This window comes from Avibacterium sp. 21-594, from assembly GCF_026226815.1.
GTDB lineage: Bacteria > Pseudomonadota > Gammaproteobacteria > Enterobacterales > Pasteurellaceae > Avibacterium > Avibacterium avium.
Genome location: NZ_JAKKOC010000001.1, coordinates 526432 through 544244, shown reverse-complemented (window position 1 = coordinate 544244; position 17813 = coordinate 526432). Strand labels below are relative to the sequence as shown.

Annotated in this window: 13 protein-coding genes and 1 pseudogene; 11 read left to right on the top strand and 3 right to left on the bottom strand. The window is 42.7% G+C overall.

Annotated elements, in window-relative coordinates:
- Nucleotides 1-134: 134 nt before the first annotated feature.
- Nucleotides 135-503 (bottom strand): helix-turn-helix domain-containing protein, encoded by a 369-nt coding sequence (locus L5B76_RS02530; protein ID WP_265754109.1) that lies wholly within the window; start codon nt 501-503, stop codon nt 135-137.
- Between the two features lie 106 nt (nt 504-609).
- On the opposite strand from L5B76_RS02530, the gene L5B76_RS02525 reads away from it, so the two are divergent.
- The 6 genes and pseudogenes from L5B76_RS02525 to serS all read left to right on the top strand — a co-directional run bounded on the left by L5B76_RS02525 (nt 610) and on the right by serS (nt 6398).
- Nucleotides 610-1122, top strand: coding sequence for a hypothetical protein (locus L5B76_RS02525; RefSeq protein WP_265754108.1), 513 nt, complete (start codon nt 610-612; stop codon nt 1120-1122).
- 6 nt (nt 1123-1128) lie between these two features.
- A complete protein-coding gene (locus L5B76_RS02520; RefSeq protein WP_265754107.1) occupies nt 1129-1527 on the top strand; it encodes a hypothetical protein in 399 nt (132 codons plus the stop codon).
- A 150-nt stretch (nt 1528-1677) separates the two neighbouring features.
- Nucleotides 1678-2862, top strand: a pseudogene (locus L5B76_RS02515) (DNA translocase FtsK); the annotation flags it as partial.
- A 114-nt stretch (nt 2863-2976) separates the two neighbouring features.
- Nucleotides 2977-3597, top strand: a complete 621-nt coding sequence (gene lolA / locus L5B76_RS02510; protein WP_103855139.1) for an outer membrane lipoprotein chaperone LolA — start codon at nt 2977-2979, stop codon at nt 3595-3597.
- Between the two features lie 86 nt (nt 3598-3683).
- Nucleotides 3684-5033: a replication-associated recombination protein A gene (locus L5B76_RS02505; protein WP_265755510.1), complete on the top strand. Its 1350-nt coding sequence runs from the start codon at nt 3684-3686 to the stop codon at nt 5031-5033.
- Nucleotides 5034-5108: 75 nt separating this feature from the next.
- Nucleotides 5109-6398, top strand: a complete 1290-nt coding sequence (serS, locus tag L5B76_RS02500) for a serine--tRNA ligase (RefSeq protein WP_126372408.1) — start codon at nt 5109-5111, stop codon at nt 6396-6398.
- An 84-nt stretch (nt 6399-6482) separates the two neighbouring features.
- Here the strand turns inward: serS and L5B76_RS02495 are convergent, their stop codons facing one another.
- The gene (locus L5B76_RS02495) at nt 6483-7655 is read right to left on the bottom strand and encodes an FAD-dependent monooxygenase (protein ID WP_265754106.1); all 1173 of its coding nucleotides are present in this window, start codon (nt 7653-7655) and stop codon (nt 6483-6485) included.
- 195 nt (nt 7656-7850) lie between these two features.
- On the opposite strand from L5B76_RS02495, the gene miaB reads away from it, so the two are divergent.
- The 5 genes from miaB (at nt 7851) to L5B76_RS02470 (ending at nt 13987) form a co-directional block, all read left to right on the top strand.
- Entirely contained in the window at nt 7851-9275 is a 1425-nt protein-coding gene (gene miaB / locus L5B76_RS02490; RefSeq protein WP_265754105.1) for a tRNA (N6-isopentenyl adenosine(37)-C2)-methylthiotransferase MiaB, read from the top strand.
- A gap of 134 nt (nt 9276-9409) precedes the next feature.
- Nucleotides 9410-11332, top strand: a complete 1923-nt coding sequence (locus L5B76_RS02485) for a TonB-dependent receptor plug domain-containing protein (protein ID WP_265754104.1) — start codon at nt 9410-9412, stop codon at nt 11330-11332.
- 87 nt (nt 11333-11419) lie between these two features.
- Nucleotides 11420-12223 (top strand): helical backbone metal receptor, encoded by an 804-nt coding sequence (locus tag L5B76_RS02480; protein ID WP_265754103.1) that lies wholly within the window; start codon nt 11420-11422, stop codon nt 12221-12223.
- Nucleotides 12220-13191: a FecCD family ABC transporter permease gene (locus tag L5B76_RS02475; protein WP_265754102.1), complete on the top strand. Its 972-nt coding sequence runs from the start codon at nt 12220-12222 to the stop codon at nt 13189-13191. Before L5B76_RS02480 ends, L5B76_RS02475 begins: the two co-directional genes overlap by 4 nt.
- Entirely contained in the window at nt 13184-13987 is an 804-nt protein-coding gene (locus tag L5B76_RS02470) for an ABC transporter ATP-binding protein (protein ID WP_265754101.1), read from the top strand. The genes L5B76_RS02475 and L5B76_RS02470 overlap by 8 nt, the downstream gene beginning before the upstream one ends.
- Nucleotides 13988-14038: 51 nt before the next feature.
- Here L5B76_RS02470 and metH read toward each other — a convergent pair whose 3' ends face one another.
- Complete coding sequence (gene metH, locus L5B76_RS02465) at nt 14039-17728, bottom strand: methionine synthase (protein WP_265754100.1); 3690 nt, start codon at nt 17726-17728, stop codon at nt 14039-14041.
- Nucleotides 17729-17813: the final 85 nt, after the last annotated feature.

The following is a 17813-nucleotide window of genomic DNA, read 5'->3' as shown; positions in this document are numbered from 1 at the left end:
GTTATAGGATCGTAGTTTTTAGATCGCAATTCATAAAATACTCAAACAAGTTTTGAGTTTTCCAGATATATAAAAACTATAAGAAATAGAAAAACATTTAATATCAATATGTTATTTTGATATATTTTAAGTTATTACAAAACAGTCTCAAGAAAGATCAAAAGTCCTCGTTTTTTATCCGCACTTAACTTATCTAAATATGCATTTAAACTATTCCTAATGATATCTTCTGATACAGGAATAAATTCTCGCTTTCCCTTTATTATTTGATCAGATATGCAGTCAATAAAAAACCAACTAATATCTGTTTTTAGTACAGTAGCAATTTCGACTAAATGAGCTACATTAATTTTGTTTTCCCCTCGTTCATATCGAGATAACTGCTGTTGAGCAATGCCAATTTTTTCAGAGAGTTCTGACGCGCTAAACCCAAGCTCCTTGCGCTTTTGCTGAATTCTTTTTCCTATTAATCTATCTGTTTTCGTTACGGAGAGTTTCGACATCTTTAGCCTTAAATTCATCTTTTACAGATATTTTGAAACTGTTTTACTCTTTTAAAAATATCGGTTATAGTATTTTTTATCTTATTTACCTATTTAAGGAGTTTTTATGCAACATTCATTTACACTTATTCATTGGTATGGCCCTTTCGAACTTTCAGAAGTCATAGAGTCAGATTGGGGTAAAGGAAAAGGACTTTATATTGCAACAGGGAAAACAAAAGGAAGCAGAAAAGATAGCTCAGTTCAATACTGTGGTATTACTGATAGATCATACGCCAATCGTTTTAAAGAACACGAAATCCTTCCTGAAATTAATCGCGAATTACAGATTTGGCTTGGTGAAGTTGTTGTTTCTCCGTATCCAAGTAGAAACAGTGCCAAACTTAAGGAACCTGAACGATTAATTACTTATTACTTAGATTTTGATATAGATCTTCTAAATACTAAAAATCTCTTAGCTACACCAGAAGTCGGGACGCTTGTTAACTATTGGTTTAAGAAAGATAAAACATTGAGAAGTAGAAAACCACGTGAAATAAAAGCGTTACCAGATGTTATTTCTTGGGATGGAGAAGAATTACATTTCGGACAGTTGAAAATCAAAGATTATGAGGAATAGTTATTTATGCAATTGACAGATATGAAAATTACCGCTGAATATGCAGAATATTTAGGCGATATTCGTGAATCATACCGGGAAGAACCTTTACCCTGTTGGATTGAATATAATAGTGAAACACAAATATTGAGCATTAAGTTTGAATATGAACAAGAGAAAAATAAGCCTAATACTTATGTATGGTTTGAGGGCAAAGTTCATACGCAGACTTATCCATATACAGTTGAACTTATTCCAAACAAGCCTGATGTTACAAATAAGAAGATTTGGTTAGAAATAAGTAATGAAGATGAAATTTGGTATTTTGAAGGTCTAATAGATTCTTCTTATACAGAAATCATTGATGGGGTATTAGTTGAAAAAGTTGAACAACGAGCTATTTATATTAACCAAGTTGATTCTTAGAACGCCAATTTTTGATTTTACTAGAAACTAGTAAGGTAATAAAATATGAAAGAATATCCTTCATTATTAGTTTCTATAGATTTATTGGATAAGCGTGAAGTTGAAGAACAACATATCACGTGTGATGAAATCTTAGAAACCACGCAACGCATCGAAACACCAAATTTACAGCGTCAAATGGTGCCGCTGCGTGATGTGCTAGACAGCCGAGAATTTCGTGAGTCAAAATCCTTGCTTTCAATGGCGTTAGGAAAAGATATTAGCGGCAACCCTGTGATCGTAGATTTGGCCAAAATGCCTCATTTATTGGTGGCAGGTTCAACAGGTTCAGGGAAATCCGTTGGGGTGAATACGATGATTTTAAGTTTACTTTTCAGAGTGAAGCCTGAAGAAGTGAAATTTATTATGATCGACCCGAAAGTGGTGGAGCTTTCCATTTATAACGATATTCCGCATTTGCTCACGGAAGTGGTAACCGATATGAAAAAAGCCGCCAATGCGCTGCGTTGGTGTGTGGATGAAATGGAGCGCCGCTACCAATTATTATCCGCCTTGCGTGTGCGTAACATTGAGGGGTATAACGAAAAAATTGATGAATATAACGCAATGGGAATGCCAATTCCAAACCCAATTTGGCGACCGGGCGACACAATGGACGCAATGCCACCCGCGCTGGAAAAACTCAGCTATATTGTGGTGATTGTCGATGAGTTTGCCGATTTGATGATGGTAGCAGGCAAGCAAATTGAAAAACTTATTGCACGCCTTGCACAAAAAGCCCGTGCCATCGGTATTCACTTGATTTTGGCCACTCAACGCCCTTCTGTGGACGTGATTACTGACTTGATCAAGGCTACTATTCCAAGCCGTATCGCCTTTACCGTGGCGAGTAAAATTGACTCGCGCACCATTCTCGATCAAGGCGGTGCAGAAACCTTGTTAGGCCGTGGGGATATGCTTTATTCAGGGCAAGGCTCTTCCGATTTAATCCGTGTTCACGGTGCATTTATGAGCGATGACGAAGTGGCTCGTGTGGCTGATGACTGGCGTGCAAGAGGCAAACCTGATTATATTGACGGTATTTTAGACAGTGCCGATGATGAAGAGGGTGAAGTGGCACGCAGTGGTGATGACGGCGATCTTGACGATCTGTTTGATGAAGTGATGAATTTCGTGATCGAAACAGGCACAACTTCCGCCTCGTCAATTCAGCGCCGTTTCCGTGTCGGCTTTAACCGTGCCGCGCGCATTATGGATCAGCTGGAAGAGCAAGGCATTGTTTCGCCGCTACAAAATGGTAAGCGTGAAATTTTAGCTCGCCGTTCGGATTATTAGTTTAATCTTTCGGCGAATTAAAAAGCTAAGCATAAAGAAAATGCAACAAATGGGAAATTTTATTGTCTGATTAACACAATGGTTTCCCATTATTTTAGGATTAAAGGAAGATTTATGAAAAAAATGGCAGTAAAAATCACCGCACTTTTATGTTTAGGGTTAAGCCAAATGGCTTGGGCTGATGCGGTGAGTGAATTACAAGCGCGCCTTAACAAAGTGGACGTGTTAAGCGCAGATTATGTGCAAAAAGTGAGTGATGCCAAAGGCAAAGAAATTCAACAAGGCAAAGGCAAACTTCGCATTAAACGCCCAAATTTATTCAGAATGGATAACCAATCTCCGCAAGAAAGCCAAATTGTATCAGACGGCAAAACTCTGTGGTTTTACGATCCTTTCGTGCAACAGGTTACGGCAAATTGGGTGTCTGAAGCGGTGAATAATACACCATTTGTATTGCTTACCAGCAACGATCAAGCACAATGGAAAAAATATACCGTGGCGCAATCAGCGGATACCTTTACCCTTAAACCAAAATCCGCGAAAAGTAATATTAAGCAATTTAATATTCGTATTGATGCTGATGGTGTGCTAAAAAACTTTAGCACCACAGAAAAAGACGGACAAACCAATTTATACTTATTGCGTAATATCACCAACCAACCGTTGGCAGATAATTTGTTTAAATTCAGCGTGCCGAAAGGCGCAGAGCTAGACGATCAGCGCAAGAAAAAGTAACCAAAAAATCACCGCACTTTTAAGGCTAAATGGTTTACAATTTAGCCTTATTTTTTCCTGAAATTATCCATAGACGAGAGAAGAAAATGTCCAATCTTGCTTTTGATTTTGCTGAAAATGATTTCCGCCCTCTTGCGGCGAGAATGCGTCCAACCCATTTAGACGAATATTACGGGCAGAGCCATTTAATTGGTGTGGGCAAACCATTACGCGAAGCCATTGAAGCAGGGCATATTCACTCAATGATTTTGTGGGGGCCGCCCGGCACAGGCAAAACCACTTTGGCAGAAATTATTGCGCAACGCATTAATGCAGAAGTGGAACGGATTTCCGCGGTAATAGGTGGGGTAAAGGAAATTCGTGAAGCCATTGAGCGCGCCAAACAAAATCGGCTCGCAGGGCAGCGTACCATTTTATTTGTGGACGAAGTCCATCGTTTCAACAAAAGTCAGCAAGATGCCTTTTTGCCTTATATTGAAGATGGTACGGTGATTTTTATTGGCGCAACCACTGAAAATCCTTCTTTTGAACTGAATAACGCCTTGCTTTCGCGCGCACGCGTGTATGTGCTGAAATCCTTAACCGCACAAGAAATCGAACAAGTGTTACAGCGCGCTATTAATGACAAAGAAAAAGGGTTAGGCAACCTTGATTTAACCTTAGAAGACAATTTGCTTTCAATGCTGGCGGAATATGTCAATGGCGATGCGCGCCTTGCATTAAATAGCCTTGAATTAATGGCAGATATGGCGGAAGAGGGCAAAAATGGCAAATTTTTGCACCGCACTTTATTAACGGAAGTGTTGGGCGAACGGCAAGCCCGTTTTGATAAACAAGGCGATCGCTTCTATGATCTCATCTCAGCCTTGCATAAATCCGTGCGTGGCTCAGCGCCTGATGCCGCTTTGTATTGGTATGCACGCATTTTAACCGCAGGGGGTGATCCCCTGTATGTAGCGCGCCGTTTATTGGCCATCGCCTCAGAAGATGTGGGCAATGCTGATCCGCGCGCAATGCAAGTGGCCATTGCCGCTTGGGATTGCTTCACGCGCGTGGGCGCAGCAGAAGGGGAGCGTGCCATTGCGCAAGCCATTGTTTACTTAGCCGTTGCACCGAAAAGCAATGCCGTGTATCAAGCTTTCAAGGCCGCGAAAAAGCAAGCCTTAGAAAGCCCTGATTATGATGTGCCAGAGCATTTACGCAACGCGCCAACTCATTTAATGAAAGAACTCGGCTATGGCGCAGAATATCGTTATGCGCACAATGAAGAAAATGCTTATGCTGCAGGGGAAAATTATTTCCCAGAAGCGCTGAAAGATACCCAATATTATTTCCCTGTTGCTCGAGGAATGGAAATTCAAATTGGCGAAAAATTAGAAAAACTTCGCCAACTAGACGAGCAAAGCCCGACTATCCGTTATAAATCTGGCAAGTAGTCTAGTTTATTTTTTTTATCCGATATAGAATAAGCAAGTTTTTTATTGTATTTATTTTAATCTAAAGGTAACAAAATGATTGATGCAAATTTATTACGCAATAATCTTGCGGAAGTGGCAGAAAAATTAAAAGTAAGACGTGGCTTTGAGCTAGATGTAGCGCGTATCACAGAATTAGAAGAACAGCGCAAAGCTCTACAAGTTAAAACCGAAACCTTACAAGCAGAGCGTAATGCGCGCTCAAAAGCCATTGGTGCGGCAAAAGCACGCGGCGAAGACATTGAGCCATTATTAGCGGAAGTGGATAATATGGGCATTGAATTAAGTATGGCAAAAAGCCAACTTGATGATGTGCAAGCGGATCTACAAGAAATCGCCCTTAGCATTCCAAATATTCCTGCCGATGAAGTGCCATTGGGCAACGATGAAAATGACAATGTAGAGATTTCTCGTTGGGGCGAGCCAAGAACTTTTGATTTTGAAGTGAAAGATCACGTTACCTTAGGCGAGCATCTGCAAGGACTAGATTTTGCTGCAGGCGTGAAATTAAGCGGTGCGCGTTTTGTGGTAATGAAAGGACAAATTGCCAAAATGCACCGTGCACTAGCGCAATTTATGCTCGATTTGCATACCGAACAACACGGTTATAGCGAAACCTATGTGCCTTATTTAGTTAATCACGCCACCCTTTATGGCACAGGGCAGCTGCCAAAATTTGGCGAAGATTTATTCCATACCAAACCGCTAGAAGGGGAGCAACCTTACGCCTTAATCCCAACTGCGGAAGTGCCAGTAACCAACCTTGTGCGTGATGAAATTTTAGACCAAGCAGAACTGCCAATAAAAATGACCGCACATACCCCTTGTTTCCGTTCAGAAGCAGGATCTTACGGCCGTGATACCCGTGGTTTGATCCGTATGCACCAATTCGACAAAGTAGAAATGGTACAAATCGTAGAGCCAGAAAAATCAATGGAAGCTTTAGAAGAGCTCACTGGCCACGCAGAAAAAGTGCTGCAGTTGTTAAATCTGCCTTATCGTAAAGTGTTGCTATGTACTGGTGATATGGGCTTTGGCTCAGCTAAAACTTACGATTTAGAAGTTTGGGTGCCAGCACAAAACACTTACCGTGAAATTTCTTCTTGCTCAAATATGTGGGATTTCCAAGCGCGCCGTATGCAGGCTCGTTATCGCGTGAAAGGTGAGAAAAAACCACGCCTTGTTCACACCCTAAATGGCTCAGGCTTAGCCGTTGGCCGCACCCTTGTTGCCGTGCTTGAAAACTACCAAAATGCAGACGGCAGCATCACCGTGCCAGAGGTGTTACGTCCATATATGGGTGGATTGGAAGTGATTGGGAAATAAAGATCCTAGCTCAAAGCAAACAAAAAGCAAACAAAATGGTGAGTATTATGCTCACCATTTTTTCATCAAATTTATACCTAAATTTTACAACCCCAACGCATACTTCAATGCCTGTTTTTTCAATGGTGTGGCTTTGGACGCTAAGAAAAGGGCGGCGTTGCGGGCGATTTTGAGCGGCAACAATTCTGTTTTAAAGCCTTTGTAGAATAAATCCATCGCTGATTGCATTAGTAAATTGTCTTTTTGGCGCAAGGCTTGGTATTTTTTCAGCACTTCATCAGAAGCAAAATTTTGCTGATTTTGCACCGCACTTTCCATCACTTGCAACAACGCTTTTACGTCTTTAAAACCTAAGTTTACCCCTTGTCCAGCCAATGGATTAATAGTATGAGCGGCATCGCCCACTAGTACAATGCCTTGATGATAATATTGCTGAGCGTGGCGGCGGGTAAGAGCAAAACTGCCTGCTTTTTGCACCTTAACGCGCCCTAATCTTGCAGGGAAAGATTGCGCAATGGCGTGGGCTAATTTTTCTTTGGATAATTGTTTCAGTTGAGTGATTTTTTCTGGGCTGTCATACCACACAAGGCAAGCCTGTTGCCCTTCAAGGGGTAAAAAAGCTCTTGGGCCAGAAGGGAAAAATTGCTGCCAAGTGATGTCTTGCTGTGGCAATTCGGTGTCCACCAAAATTAATAAACAATCTTGGCGATATTGCCAGCCTGTTACGCCAATGCCTGCAATTTGGCGCAGTTGCGAATTTGCACCGTCTGCGGCAATCACTAAAGGGGCGGAATATTGTTCACCATTGGTTAAAAAAATCTGCCAATTTTCACCGCACTTTTCTGCACGTTGCACTTTCATACCGATACTACTTTGCACATTGTCTAACTGGGACAAGGCTTGCCATAAGCCAAGTTGGATCACGTTGTTTTCCACCATATAACCGAGTTCGGAATGATCTAATTCTTCGCAATGAAAGTAAGTAGAAAAGCCGTCAATTTCCCAAGTTTCTAAGGCGCGATAGGGGCAAATGCGCATTTGTTCGATATATTGCCAACTTTGTAATTGTTGCAGTAACTGTACAGAAGCAAGGCTAATGGCGGAAATGCGTAAATCATAAGGGGAGTTGTCATGAAAAGTGGGTAATGGCGCGCCTTCAATCACTTGCACGTTTAGCCCTAATTGCCCTAAGCCTACGGCACAAGCCGCACCGACCATTCCGCCGCCAACAATAATTACATCGCGTTGCGTATTCATTTTTGCCTCTTTTTTATCCGAAAAGTGCGGTGATTTTTTGCCAAATTTTGCCCCGCACTTGCATTTTTCACTGCCTGTTAGTTTACCTTTTATGAGTAAAATTCAAAAGAAAAGATTATTTTAACTAGCCACCACCAGCACAAGTCGGTAAAATAGCCAGTCGATTTTTACAGGTTAAACGATTTAAAGCAAATTATGACGCAAAAATTACATATTAAAACGTGGGGCTGCCAAATGAACGAGTATGACAGCTCAAAAATGGCAGATTTATTAAACAGCACGCACGGCTTGGAATTAACGGATATTCCAGAAGAAGCGGACGTGTTGTTGTTGAACACTTGCTCTATTCGTGAAAAAGCACAGGAAAAAGTGTTCCATCAATTAGGACGTTGGAAAGAATTAAAGAAAACCAACCCCGGTTTAGTGATTGGCGTGGGCGGTTGTGTGGCATCGCAAGAGGGCGAGCATATTCGTAGCCGCGCGCCTTATGTGGATATTGTATTCGGCCCGCAAACCTTGCACCGCTTGCCTGAAATGATCAACCAGATCCGTGGCGGTAAAAGTTCCGTGGTGGACGTCAGTTTCCCTGAAATTGAGAAATTTGACCGCTTGCCAGAACCGCGCGCTGAAGGCCCAACAGCGTTTGTATCAATTATGGAAGGCTGTAATAAATATTGTACTTTCTGCGTAGTGCCTTACACCCGTGGCGAAGAAGTGAGCCGTCCCCTTGATGACGTGCTATTTGAAATCGCACAGCTGGCAGAACAAGGCGTGCGTGAAGTGAATTTATTAGGGCAAAACGTGAATGCTTATCGTGGCCCAACGCACGATGGCGGTATTTGTTCTTTCGCTGAATTATTGCGTTTAGTGGCGGCGATTGACGGCATTGATCGCGTGCGTTTCACCACGAGCCACCCAATTGAATTTACTGACGATATTATTGATGTGTATGCGGACACGCCAGAATTAGTCAGTTTCTTACACTTGCCAGTGCAAAGTGGCTCGGATCGTATTTTGAATTTAATGAAACGCGGCCATACAGCGTTGGAATATAAATCCATCATTCGTAAATTACGCAAAGTGCGCCCTGATATTCAAATCAGCTCTGATTTTATCGTTGGTTTCCCAGGGGAAACGGATCAAGATTTTGAAGATACGATGAACCTGATCGCACAAGTGAATTTCGATATGAGTTTTAGCTTCATCTATTCTGCTCGTCCGGGAACACCTGCGGCAGATATTCCTGATGATGTGAGTGAAGACGAGAAAAAACAGCGTTTATATGTGCTACAACAACGCATTAACAACCAAGCGGCACAATTTAGTCGCGCAATGCTTGGCACAGAACAGCGCGTGTTAGTGGAAGGGCCATCGAAGAAAGATTTAATGGAACTCACTGGCCGCACGGAAACTAACCGTATCGTAAACTTTGTGGGAACACCAGATATGATCGGCAAATTTGTCGATATTAAAATCACTGATGTGTTCACTAACTCATTGCGCGGTGATGTGGTACGCACCGAAGATCAAATGGGCTTACGTGTAGTGCAATCACCACAAGCAGTGATTAACCGCACGCGCAAAGAAGATGAACTCGGCGTGGGGCATTATCAAGGCTAGCAATATCGAAAATGGACTCAAGCACTGAGTAGATGAATTGTGTTCATAACCTTGATGAATATTTCTGGTTTGAGAAAGCAACGGTGCTATGTCAAAATAGCGCCGTTTTTTTATTTAAAATTTAAGGATCAACAATGCCAAAAAATATTATCACCACAGCAATTTTGCTCTCATTTTCTACCGCACTTTATGCCGCAGAAAATGCAGTACAAAGTGAACAGCTTGCACCAATTTATGTTTATTCCGCTTACGCCACGCCTGTAAGCGAAGAACAAACGGCGTCATCATTAACAGTTTTAACTGAAAAAGATTTCGCAGAACGCAACGCCACCTATGTTTCTGATGTATTAAAAACTGTGCCAAGCGTGGCATTGGGGGCATTAGGCGGACGCGGTACATTAACCAGCCTTTATCTGCGTGGTGCAGATTCAAATCAAACTGCGGTGATTATTGACGGTGTGAAAGTCAATCCTGTTTCAGGCTATGGCTATGATTTCGGCGGATTAAGCCTAAGCAATATTGATCGCATTGAAGTGTTGCGTGGAGAACAATCAGCATTATGGGGTAGCGATGCAATGGGTGGCGTGGTTTATATTACCACGAAAAGCGGGCTTTATAAGGACACACCTTTTAATGTGGACTTTGATTTAGGCACAGGCTCAAAAGGCACTTATGACGGTTCACTGACTCTTTCTGGTCAGCAAAGCGGCTTTTATTATAGTTTGCACGGTGATAGCCATCGCACAAAAGGCATTTCTGCTTATAGTTCAGATCGTTTCCATTACACAGCGGAAGATGGCAGTAGCGTGAGTACGGGAGGAGCAAAAGAGCGAGATAAATTCCATCGTGATGCACTATCGTTACGCATGGGCTATGATGACGGCGAAAAAGGTATCGATCTCTTAGCCAGCCATTTTAGCCAAACAGCACATTTTGATAATAGTTATGCCGCAGAAACAGCCTTTGATGATTATACCCGCACTCGTGAAACCACCTTTAAATTAAGCGGTTATGTTGGCTCGGAAAAAGATTTGTTTAAACATAAAGCAAGTGTTAGCCATCAAAAAACTGATAGTGATACGCTGGGAAAAGATCCTAGTAGCTATGACGCAAAAAAACTGAATGCGAATTACCAGTTAGATATTAATTTTGATCGTGAAGGTGAGCTGCAACAAGCATTGAGTTTACTTACAGAGTATCAGCGTTCTAGTTATTATGATTTTGGGAGCTATGGAGATAGTGAAAAGCATTTAATTGAGAAAAGTGTCGCAGCGGAATATCGTCTGTTTAGTGAAAATGATCATAGTTTAAGTCTTAGTGGGCGTTATATAGATAGCAATCAATATGACAACAGTTTTACTGGACGTATTGCAGGAACTTATCGTGTATTACAAAATCTGAAAGCGCATGCAAGTTTTGGGACGGCAATTCAAAATCCAACAATTACAGAATATTATGGTTATAGCAGTTATATATTACCTAATCCAAACCTTAAGCCAGAAAAAAGTAAAGGTGGGGATATTGGCTTGCTTTTTGAAAGCACAGATAAACGCCACAGTTTAGATGTAACTTATTTTGCTCGTAATGTGAAAAATTTTATTGCATCAGAGAGTCTGCCTAATTTTCGTTCATACTATGTAAATAAGGACAGTACGACTAAAATTAAAGGCGTTGAAATTGCCTATAACGGCAAGATCACCGATGATTTAAGCACTTATGCCAACTATACTTATACCCAAACAAAAGATAGCAACGGTCAAGCCTTGGTTCGCCGTCCAAAACATATGGCAAATTTAGGTTTAGCCTATCAGATCACAGAAGCAGTGGGTGCGAATGTGAATGTAAACTATGTGGGTAAACGCATTGATACTATTTATCCTGCAAGAGTAAAAATACCTTCTTACACCTTGGTTAGCCTTGGCGCGAATTATCAAGTTACGCCAAATTTAAATCTGTATGCAAACTTGAACAATTTGTTTGATAAAAAATATGAAAATGTTTTAGGCTATGGCCAATATGGCCGCACCTTATATGTGGGCTTAAAAGGTAGCTTCTAGCCCATAAGCAGATAGGCTTTTGTGAAAGTGCGGTGTAAAATTAACAAAATTTTCACCGCACTTTGTTTTTTGGGACATCATTTTTTAATGCAAAAAATTCGCGTATTTTTCACCGCACTTTTCTTTTCCATTCCGCTTTGGGCGCAAGAGCAATTTGTTTCGCTCACCCTATGCAGTGATCGCTTGTTGGCGGAATTAGCACGCCCTGAACAAATTGCCGCGCAATCTATTTATTCCAAAAATCCCCTGATGATGTTGGATAAAATTAATCAAAATAAGCCCGCTCTTAACGCGCGATTAACGGATTTATTGCCTTATTTGGATAAAACTATTTTGCTTAATGAGCAGTTTTATCCCCAGTTGGTGGCAGATCTGAAAAAACTCGGGGTAAAAATTTTGCCTATTAATGACAGCCCACAAACCGCGGAACAGCTTTTCGCCTTGATGCTGGAATTAGGCAAGCGTTTTGGCAACGAAACCCACGCCCAGCAGTTAGTAGAAAAGCTAAAAAATAGCGATTTTCAGCTCAATCAAAGGAATACGCAAACCTTAATTCTTTCTGATACAGGCGTAGTTGAGCCGATTTTTCCGCAATACCAAACCTTGTTAAAATTGCTCGGCTTAACGCCCCTTGAAAGCACTATTACGGCGCAAAATTTTTCCCTAGAGAAACTCTTGCGTGCGCAGCCAAATTGGCTGATTTCCATTAGTGATAAACAAGGTTATAACGAACAGGCGGAAGTGTTGACGCACCCTTTAATTGCCAATATGTTCCCTGTGCAACGAATGGCGACAATGCCACTGAAATATGGTTATTGCTTTGATCAGGGCGTTTGGCAAGGCGCGGCGAGGATTTATCGCCAACTGAATAAGAGAGAGCAAGCAGAATGAAACGATTAAACCTTTCCCTTTTTGCTTTATTACTTTTTTTGATTGCTTTTGCGATTTTTCATCAGCTGGGGGATTTTGCTTATTTACGCAATGCACAGGGGATCGCCACCGATATGCGATCTTTAGTGCTATGGGATATTCGCTTGCCACGCCTTGGTTTAGCCATTTTAACGGGAGCAAGCCTTGCGCTGGCAGGCAATGCAATGCAGGGGTTGTTTCAAAATCCCTTGGCTAGCCCGGGGTTATTAGGGGCGGCTAATGGCGCAACCACGGCGAGCGTGTTTTTGCTCTATTATTTTTCTTTACCCTTATCTTTTCTATTGTTTGGCGGCATTTTAGGCGCGTTGAGTAGTTTTTTGTTGGTCTATTTCATCACCAAAAATAAAGGCACAACAATGATGATCTTGGCGGGCGTTGCGGTGAATATGTTGCTCGGCTCGGCCATCGCCTTATTGCTTTCCAACGCACAAAGCCCTTGGGCATTAGCAGAATTATACCGCTGGTTGCAGGGATCATTAATGTGGGCAAAAATCGAACCGCTCTTGCTTTCTCTGCCTATAGTGGTGGTGGGCGCAATCTGTTTATATTGCCAACGCCGTTACCTAGATTTACTCACTTTTGGGGAAGAAACGGCTAGCACGATGGGCATTGACCCAAAACGTAGCTTTTTTATCACCACCCTTGGCGTGGCGTTGCTGGTGGGCGCCACCATTCCGCAAACTGGCACAATCGGATTTATCGGCTTAATTGCCCCGCACTTTGCGCGCATCTGGCTGAAAAAACGCCCTTCACAGCTTTATCTAACTAGCGGGCTAATTGGTGCGTTACTTTTGTTACTTGCCGATCTTGCTATTCAATACGTGCCGTTTTTCTCGCATATTTATATTGGCACGCTCACCGCCATTATCGGCGCACCTTGCTTGATTTGGATTTTGCTCACCCAACAACGGAGATTAGCCCGTGATTAACTTGCACAATGTAAGCCTTGCTTATGGCGTTAAAAATATCAGCGCGCAAATTCCCCAAGGTAAATTAGTGGGCATAATGGGCGGCAATGGCGCAGGGAAGTCCACTTTGCTCAAGGCGATTGCGGGCATTTTACCACTGGAAACCGGCTCAATTTTATTGAACGACAAACCGCTCACCGAAATGAGCCTGACTGAAAAAAGCCAAATGTTGGCGTATTTTGCGCAAAGTACTAATATTTATTGGGATTTATCTGTTTATGACGTAATTGCGCTCGGCTTGCCCGAAACATTGTTTACTCCCAAGGAAAAAGTGCGGTCAAAAAAAGACAAATTTTTTGATCGTTTATTTAATTCATCACATCAACAATGGCAGCAAGAAAAGATCCAGCAAGCTGCAAAGCAATTTTCTGTTCAACATCTATTAGAACAACCTTTCCAACAGCTTTCAGGCGGCGAAAAAGCCCGCGTTCAGCTTGCCCGTTGTTGTATTAAAAACGCACCAATCTTATTGGCAGACGAGCCTATCGCGCCCCTTGATCCTTATTATCAAATTGATATTTTAGAACAATTAAAATCTCTCACCCCAAACACCACCTGCGTGGTTGCCATTCACCACCTTGATCTTGCCTACCGTTTCTGCGACGAAATCATCTTGCTCCACCAAGGCAACTTACTCGCCCACGGCAACACGCAAAACGTCCTAACCGCAGAAAATCTAGCCATTGCGTTTGGGGTGAAAGCGGAGATTGATGTGGAAAAAAGATGGATTGGTGAGATTGATAAATGTATGAAATAGAAAAAGTGCGGTGATTTTTCACCGCACTTTTTTTAGTTTACTTATTTCAATTTACTTCATCGAAACCCCAAGCCATTTGTGCATTTCTTTTTCGTTCCAGCCTTTGCGTTGAGCGTAGTCTAAGGCTTGGTCTTGGTCAATGCGGCCTAGGGTGAAGTAGTTGCTGGCTGGGTGGGTGAAGTACCAACCGCAGACGCTGGCAGCGGGCCACATTGCGTAACTTTCGGTGAGTTTCATTCCAATGCGTTGTTCCACTTCAAGTAAATCCCAAATCAGTTGTTTTTCCGTATGTTCTGGACAGCTTGGATAACCCGGTGCAGGGCGGATACCCACATAATTTTCTGCGATCAGATTTTCGTTATTGAAAGTTTCATTGGAATAGCCCCAAACCTTAGTGCGAAGTTCAAAGTGTAAGTATTCTGCCATCGCTTCAGCTAAGCGGTCGCCAACGGCTTGGAGTAGAATGGCGTTGTAATCATCGCCAGCGGCTTTGAAGCCTTCTACTAAATCGTGTTCTTCAATTCCTGCGCACACCGCAAACATTCCGAACCAATCTTGTTGGCCGCTTTCGCGATCGGCAATAAAATCACTTAAGGCAAAGTTATAAGGGCTTTTGCTATTTTTGCCGCGTTCGCTTTGTTGGCGCAGATGATGCGCCACGCCTGCCACAGAAGTGCGGTCGGAATTTTGATAAATTTCAATATCATCGCCCTTACGATAGGCTGGGAAAATGCCCATAATTCCACTTGGTTTGAGTTTGCCGTTTTGCTCAAATTCATCAAGCATTTGTTGCGCATCATTATAGACTTTGCGCGCTTCTTCGCCGCCCTCTGGATAGTCAAAGGCATCGGGATAACCGCCCATTAACCCCCATAAACGGAAAAATGGTGACCAGTCAATAAATTGGCGTAAGGTGGAAATTGGCACATTTTTGTATTCCACAATGCCTGTTTGTTTTGGTTGTGGCACTTGATAATCCGCCCATTCGCCAGAAAACGCAGGGAAAGCGTTAGCACGCGCTTCTTCAATTGGAAGTTGTTGGCGTAATGGTTTGCGGTTAGCAAAGCTATGCTGAATTTTTTCATATTCTTTTTTGGTTCGTTGCCAAAGTTCCGCTTTGCTTTCTGGATTCATCAAGGCGGCACAAACCGTTACAGCACGGGACGCATTGGTGGTGTAGATCACTTCGTGCTTGTATTTTGGATAAAGTTTGATGGCGGTATGTTCTTTTGAGGTGGTTGCGCCACCGATAATCACAGGCAAGCTCAAGCCAAGGCGGTTCATTTCACCTAAGAAATATTCCATTTCATCTAACGATGGCGTGATCAAACCGCTTAAACCGATAATATCGGCTTTTTCGTTGATCGCTGTTTCAATGATTTTATCCGCTGGCACCATCACACCAAGATCGATCACTTCAAAGTTATTACATTGCAATACCACGCTGACAATGTTTTTGCCGATGTCGTGTACATCGCCTTTTACCGTGGCGATCACCACTTTTCCGCTTGATACACCTTGCTGTTTCGTGGCGTTGATAAAAGGCTCTAAATAGGCGACCGATTGTTTCATTACACGCGCAGATTTCACCACTTGGGGGAGGAACATTTTACCGTCCCCGAATAGATCACCAACCACGTCCATTCCCGCCATTAATGGGCCTTCGATCACTTCTAGCGGTGAGCTAAATTGCAGACGCGCTTCTTCCGTATCTTCAATAATATGGCTAGTAATACCTTTCACTAAGGCGTGTTTTAATCGTTCTTCAACAGGCCAAGTTCGCCATTCTGCCACAGCATTATCGTTATTTTCGCTGGCAGAACCTTTATATTTGTCTGCAATTTCTAGCAAGCGATCAGTAGCATCAGGGCTGCGATTTAGCACCGCATCTTCGACAATTTCACGCAGTTCAGGATCAAGATCATCATAAATTGCCAGTTGCCCTGCATTGACGATCCCCATATCCATACCTTGTTTGATGGCGTGATAAAGGAAAACGGCGTGAATGGCTTCACGCATTGGATTGTTGCCACGGAACGAGAAAGAAACATTGGACACACCACCAGAAATTTTAGCGTGGGGGAGTGAGCGTTTAATGCGTCCTGTGGCATTAATGAAATCTACCCCATAGTTATTGTGTTCTTCAATCCCTGTACCGATGGCGAAAATATTCGGGTCAAAAATAATGTCTTCTGGTGGAAAGCCCACTTCATCAACCAAAATATGATAAGCACGGGTACAGATTTCCACCTTGCGTTCTTCAGTATCTGCTTGTCCCACTTCATCAAACGCCATCACCACCGCGGCTGCACCGTAACGGCGGATCAATTTGGCTTGCTCAACAAATTTTTCCTTGCCTTCTTTCAGGGAAATGGAATTTACAATCCCTTTGCCTTGAATTGATTGCAAGCCCGCTTCGATCACTTCCCATTTAGAGGAATCGATCATCACTGGCACTTTCGCGGCATCAGGTTCGGTTGCCATAATATTAAGGAATTGAACCATACATTTTTCGCTATCGAGCAAGGCTTCGTCCATATTCACATCAATCACCTGAGCGCCATTTTCCACTTGGTCTATGGCAATCTCAATGGCTTCGGCATAGCGATCTTCTTTAATTAATTTTTTAAATTTCGCTGAACCCGTAACATTATTACGTTCGCCCACGTTTACAAAGAGGCTGTTTTCATCAATGTTTAAGGGTTCTAAGCCTGATAAACGCATTGCCACAGGCAAATCAGGCAAGGCTCTTGGCGGCACGTTTTTCACCACTTCTGCAATGGCGTGGATATGCTCAGGGGTTGTTCCACAGCAGCCGCCCACAATGTTCAGCCAGCCGTTTTGCGCCCATTCTTGAATATAAGCGGCCATTTCTTCTGCGCCTAAATCATAACCACCAAAGGCATTTGGCAAGCCTGCATTTGGGTGAACGGAAACAAAGGTTTCGCAGATTTTTGACATCACTTCCACATATTGACGCAATTCTTTTGGCCCAAGGGCGCAGTTTAATCCAAAGCTTAATGGCTTAACGTGGCGCAACGAGTTATAAAAGGCTTCCGTAGTTTGCCCTGAAAGGGTACGCCCTGAAGCATCGGTAATCGTGCCTGAAATCATAATTGGCAATTTGATGTCAAGTTCTTCAAACACTTGATCAATGGCGAATGCCGCCGCTTTGGCATTGAGCGTATCGAAAATGGTTTCGATCATAATGAGATCCGCGCCACCTTCGATTAATCCTTTGGTGGCTTCTGCATAGGCATCAACCAACTGCATAAAGGTGATATTGCGGTAAGCAGGATCGTTTACATTAGGCGAAATAGAGGCGGTGCGGTTAGTCGGCCCAAGCACACCAGCCACAAAACGTGGTTTTTCTGGCGTGCTATATTTATCCGCCGCCAAACGCGCCAATTTCGCGCCAGCAAAATTCAGCTCATAAGCAACGCTTTCAAGGGCATAATCCGCTTGCGCAATAGTGGTGGCTGAAAAGGTGTTGGTTTCGATAATATCCGCCCCTGCAGCAAGATATTTTTCGTGAATCGCTTGAATCACCAAAGGCTGAGTAAGCGTAAGTAAATCATTATTGCCGCGTAGATCGATGGGGCTGTCTTTAAAGCGCTCACCGCGAAAATCTGCTTCGGTGAGTTTATATTGCTGGATCATCGTCCCCATCGCGCCATCTAAAATAAGAATGCGATCTTTAAGGGCTTGTTGGATAAGAGAAAAAGAAGGATGTTGTTTCATTTTGTTACGACTTATTGTGATGACTTAGATTTAATAACAGGCATAATAGAAATAAGCTGGGGTTGTGTCAAACCTTATCTTTATG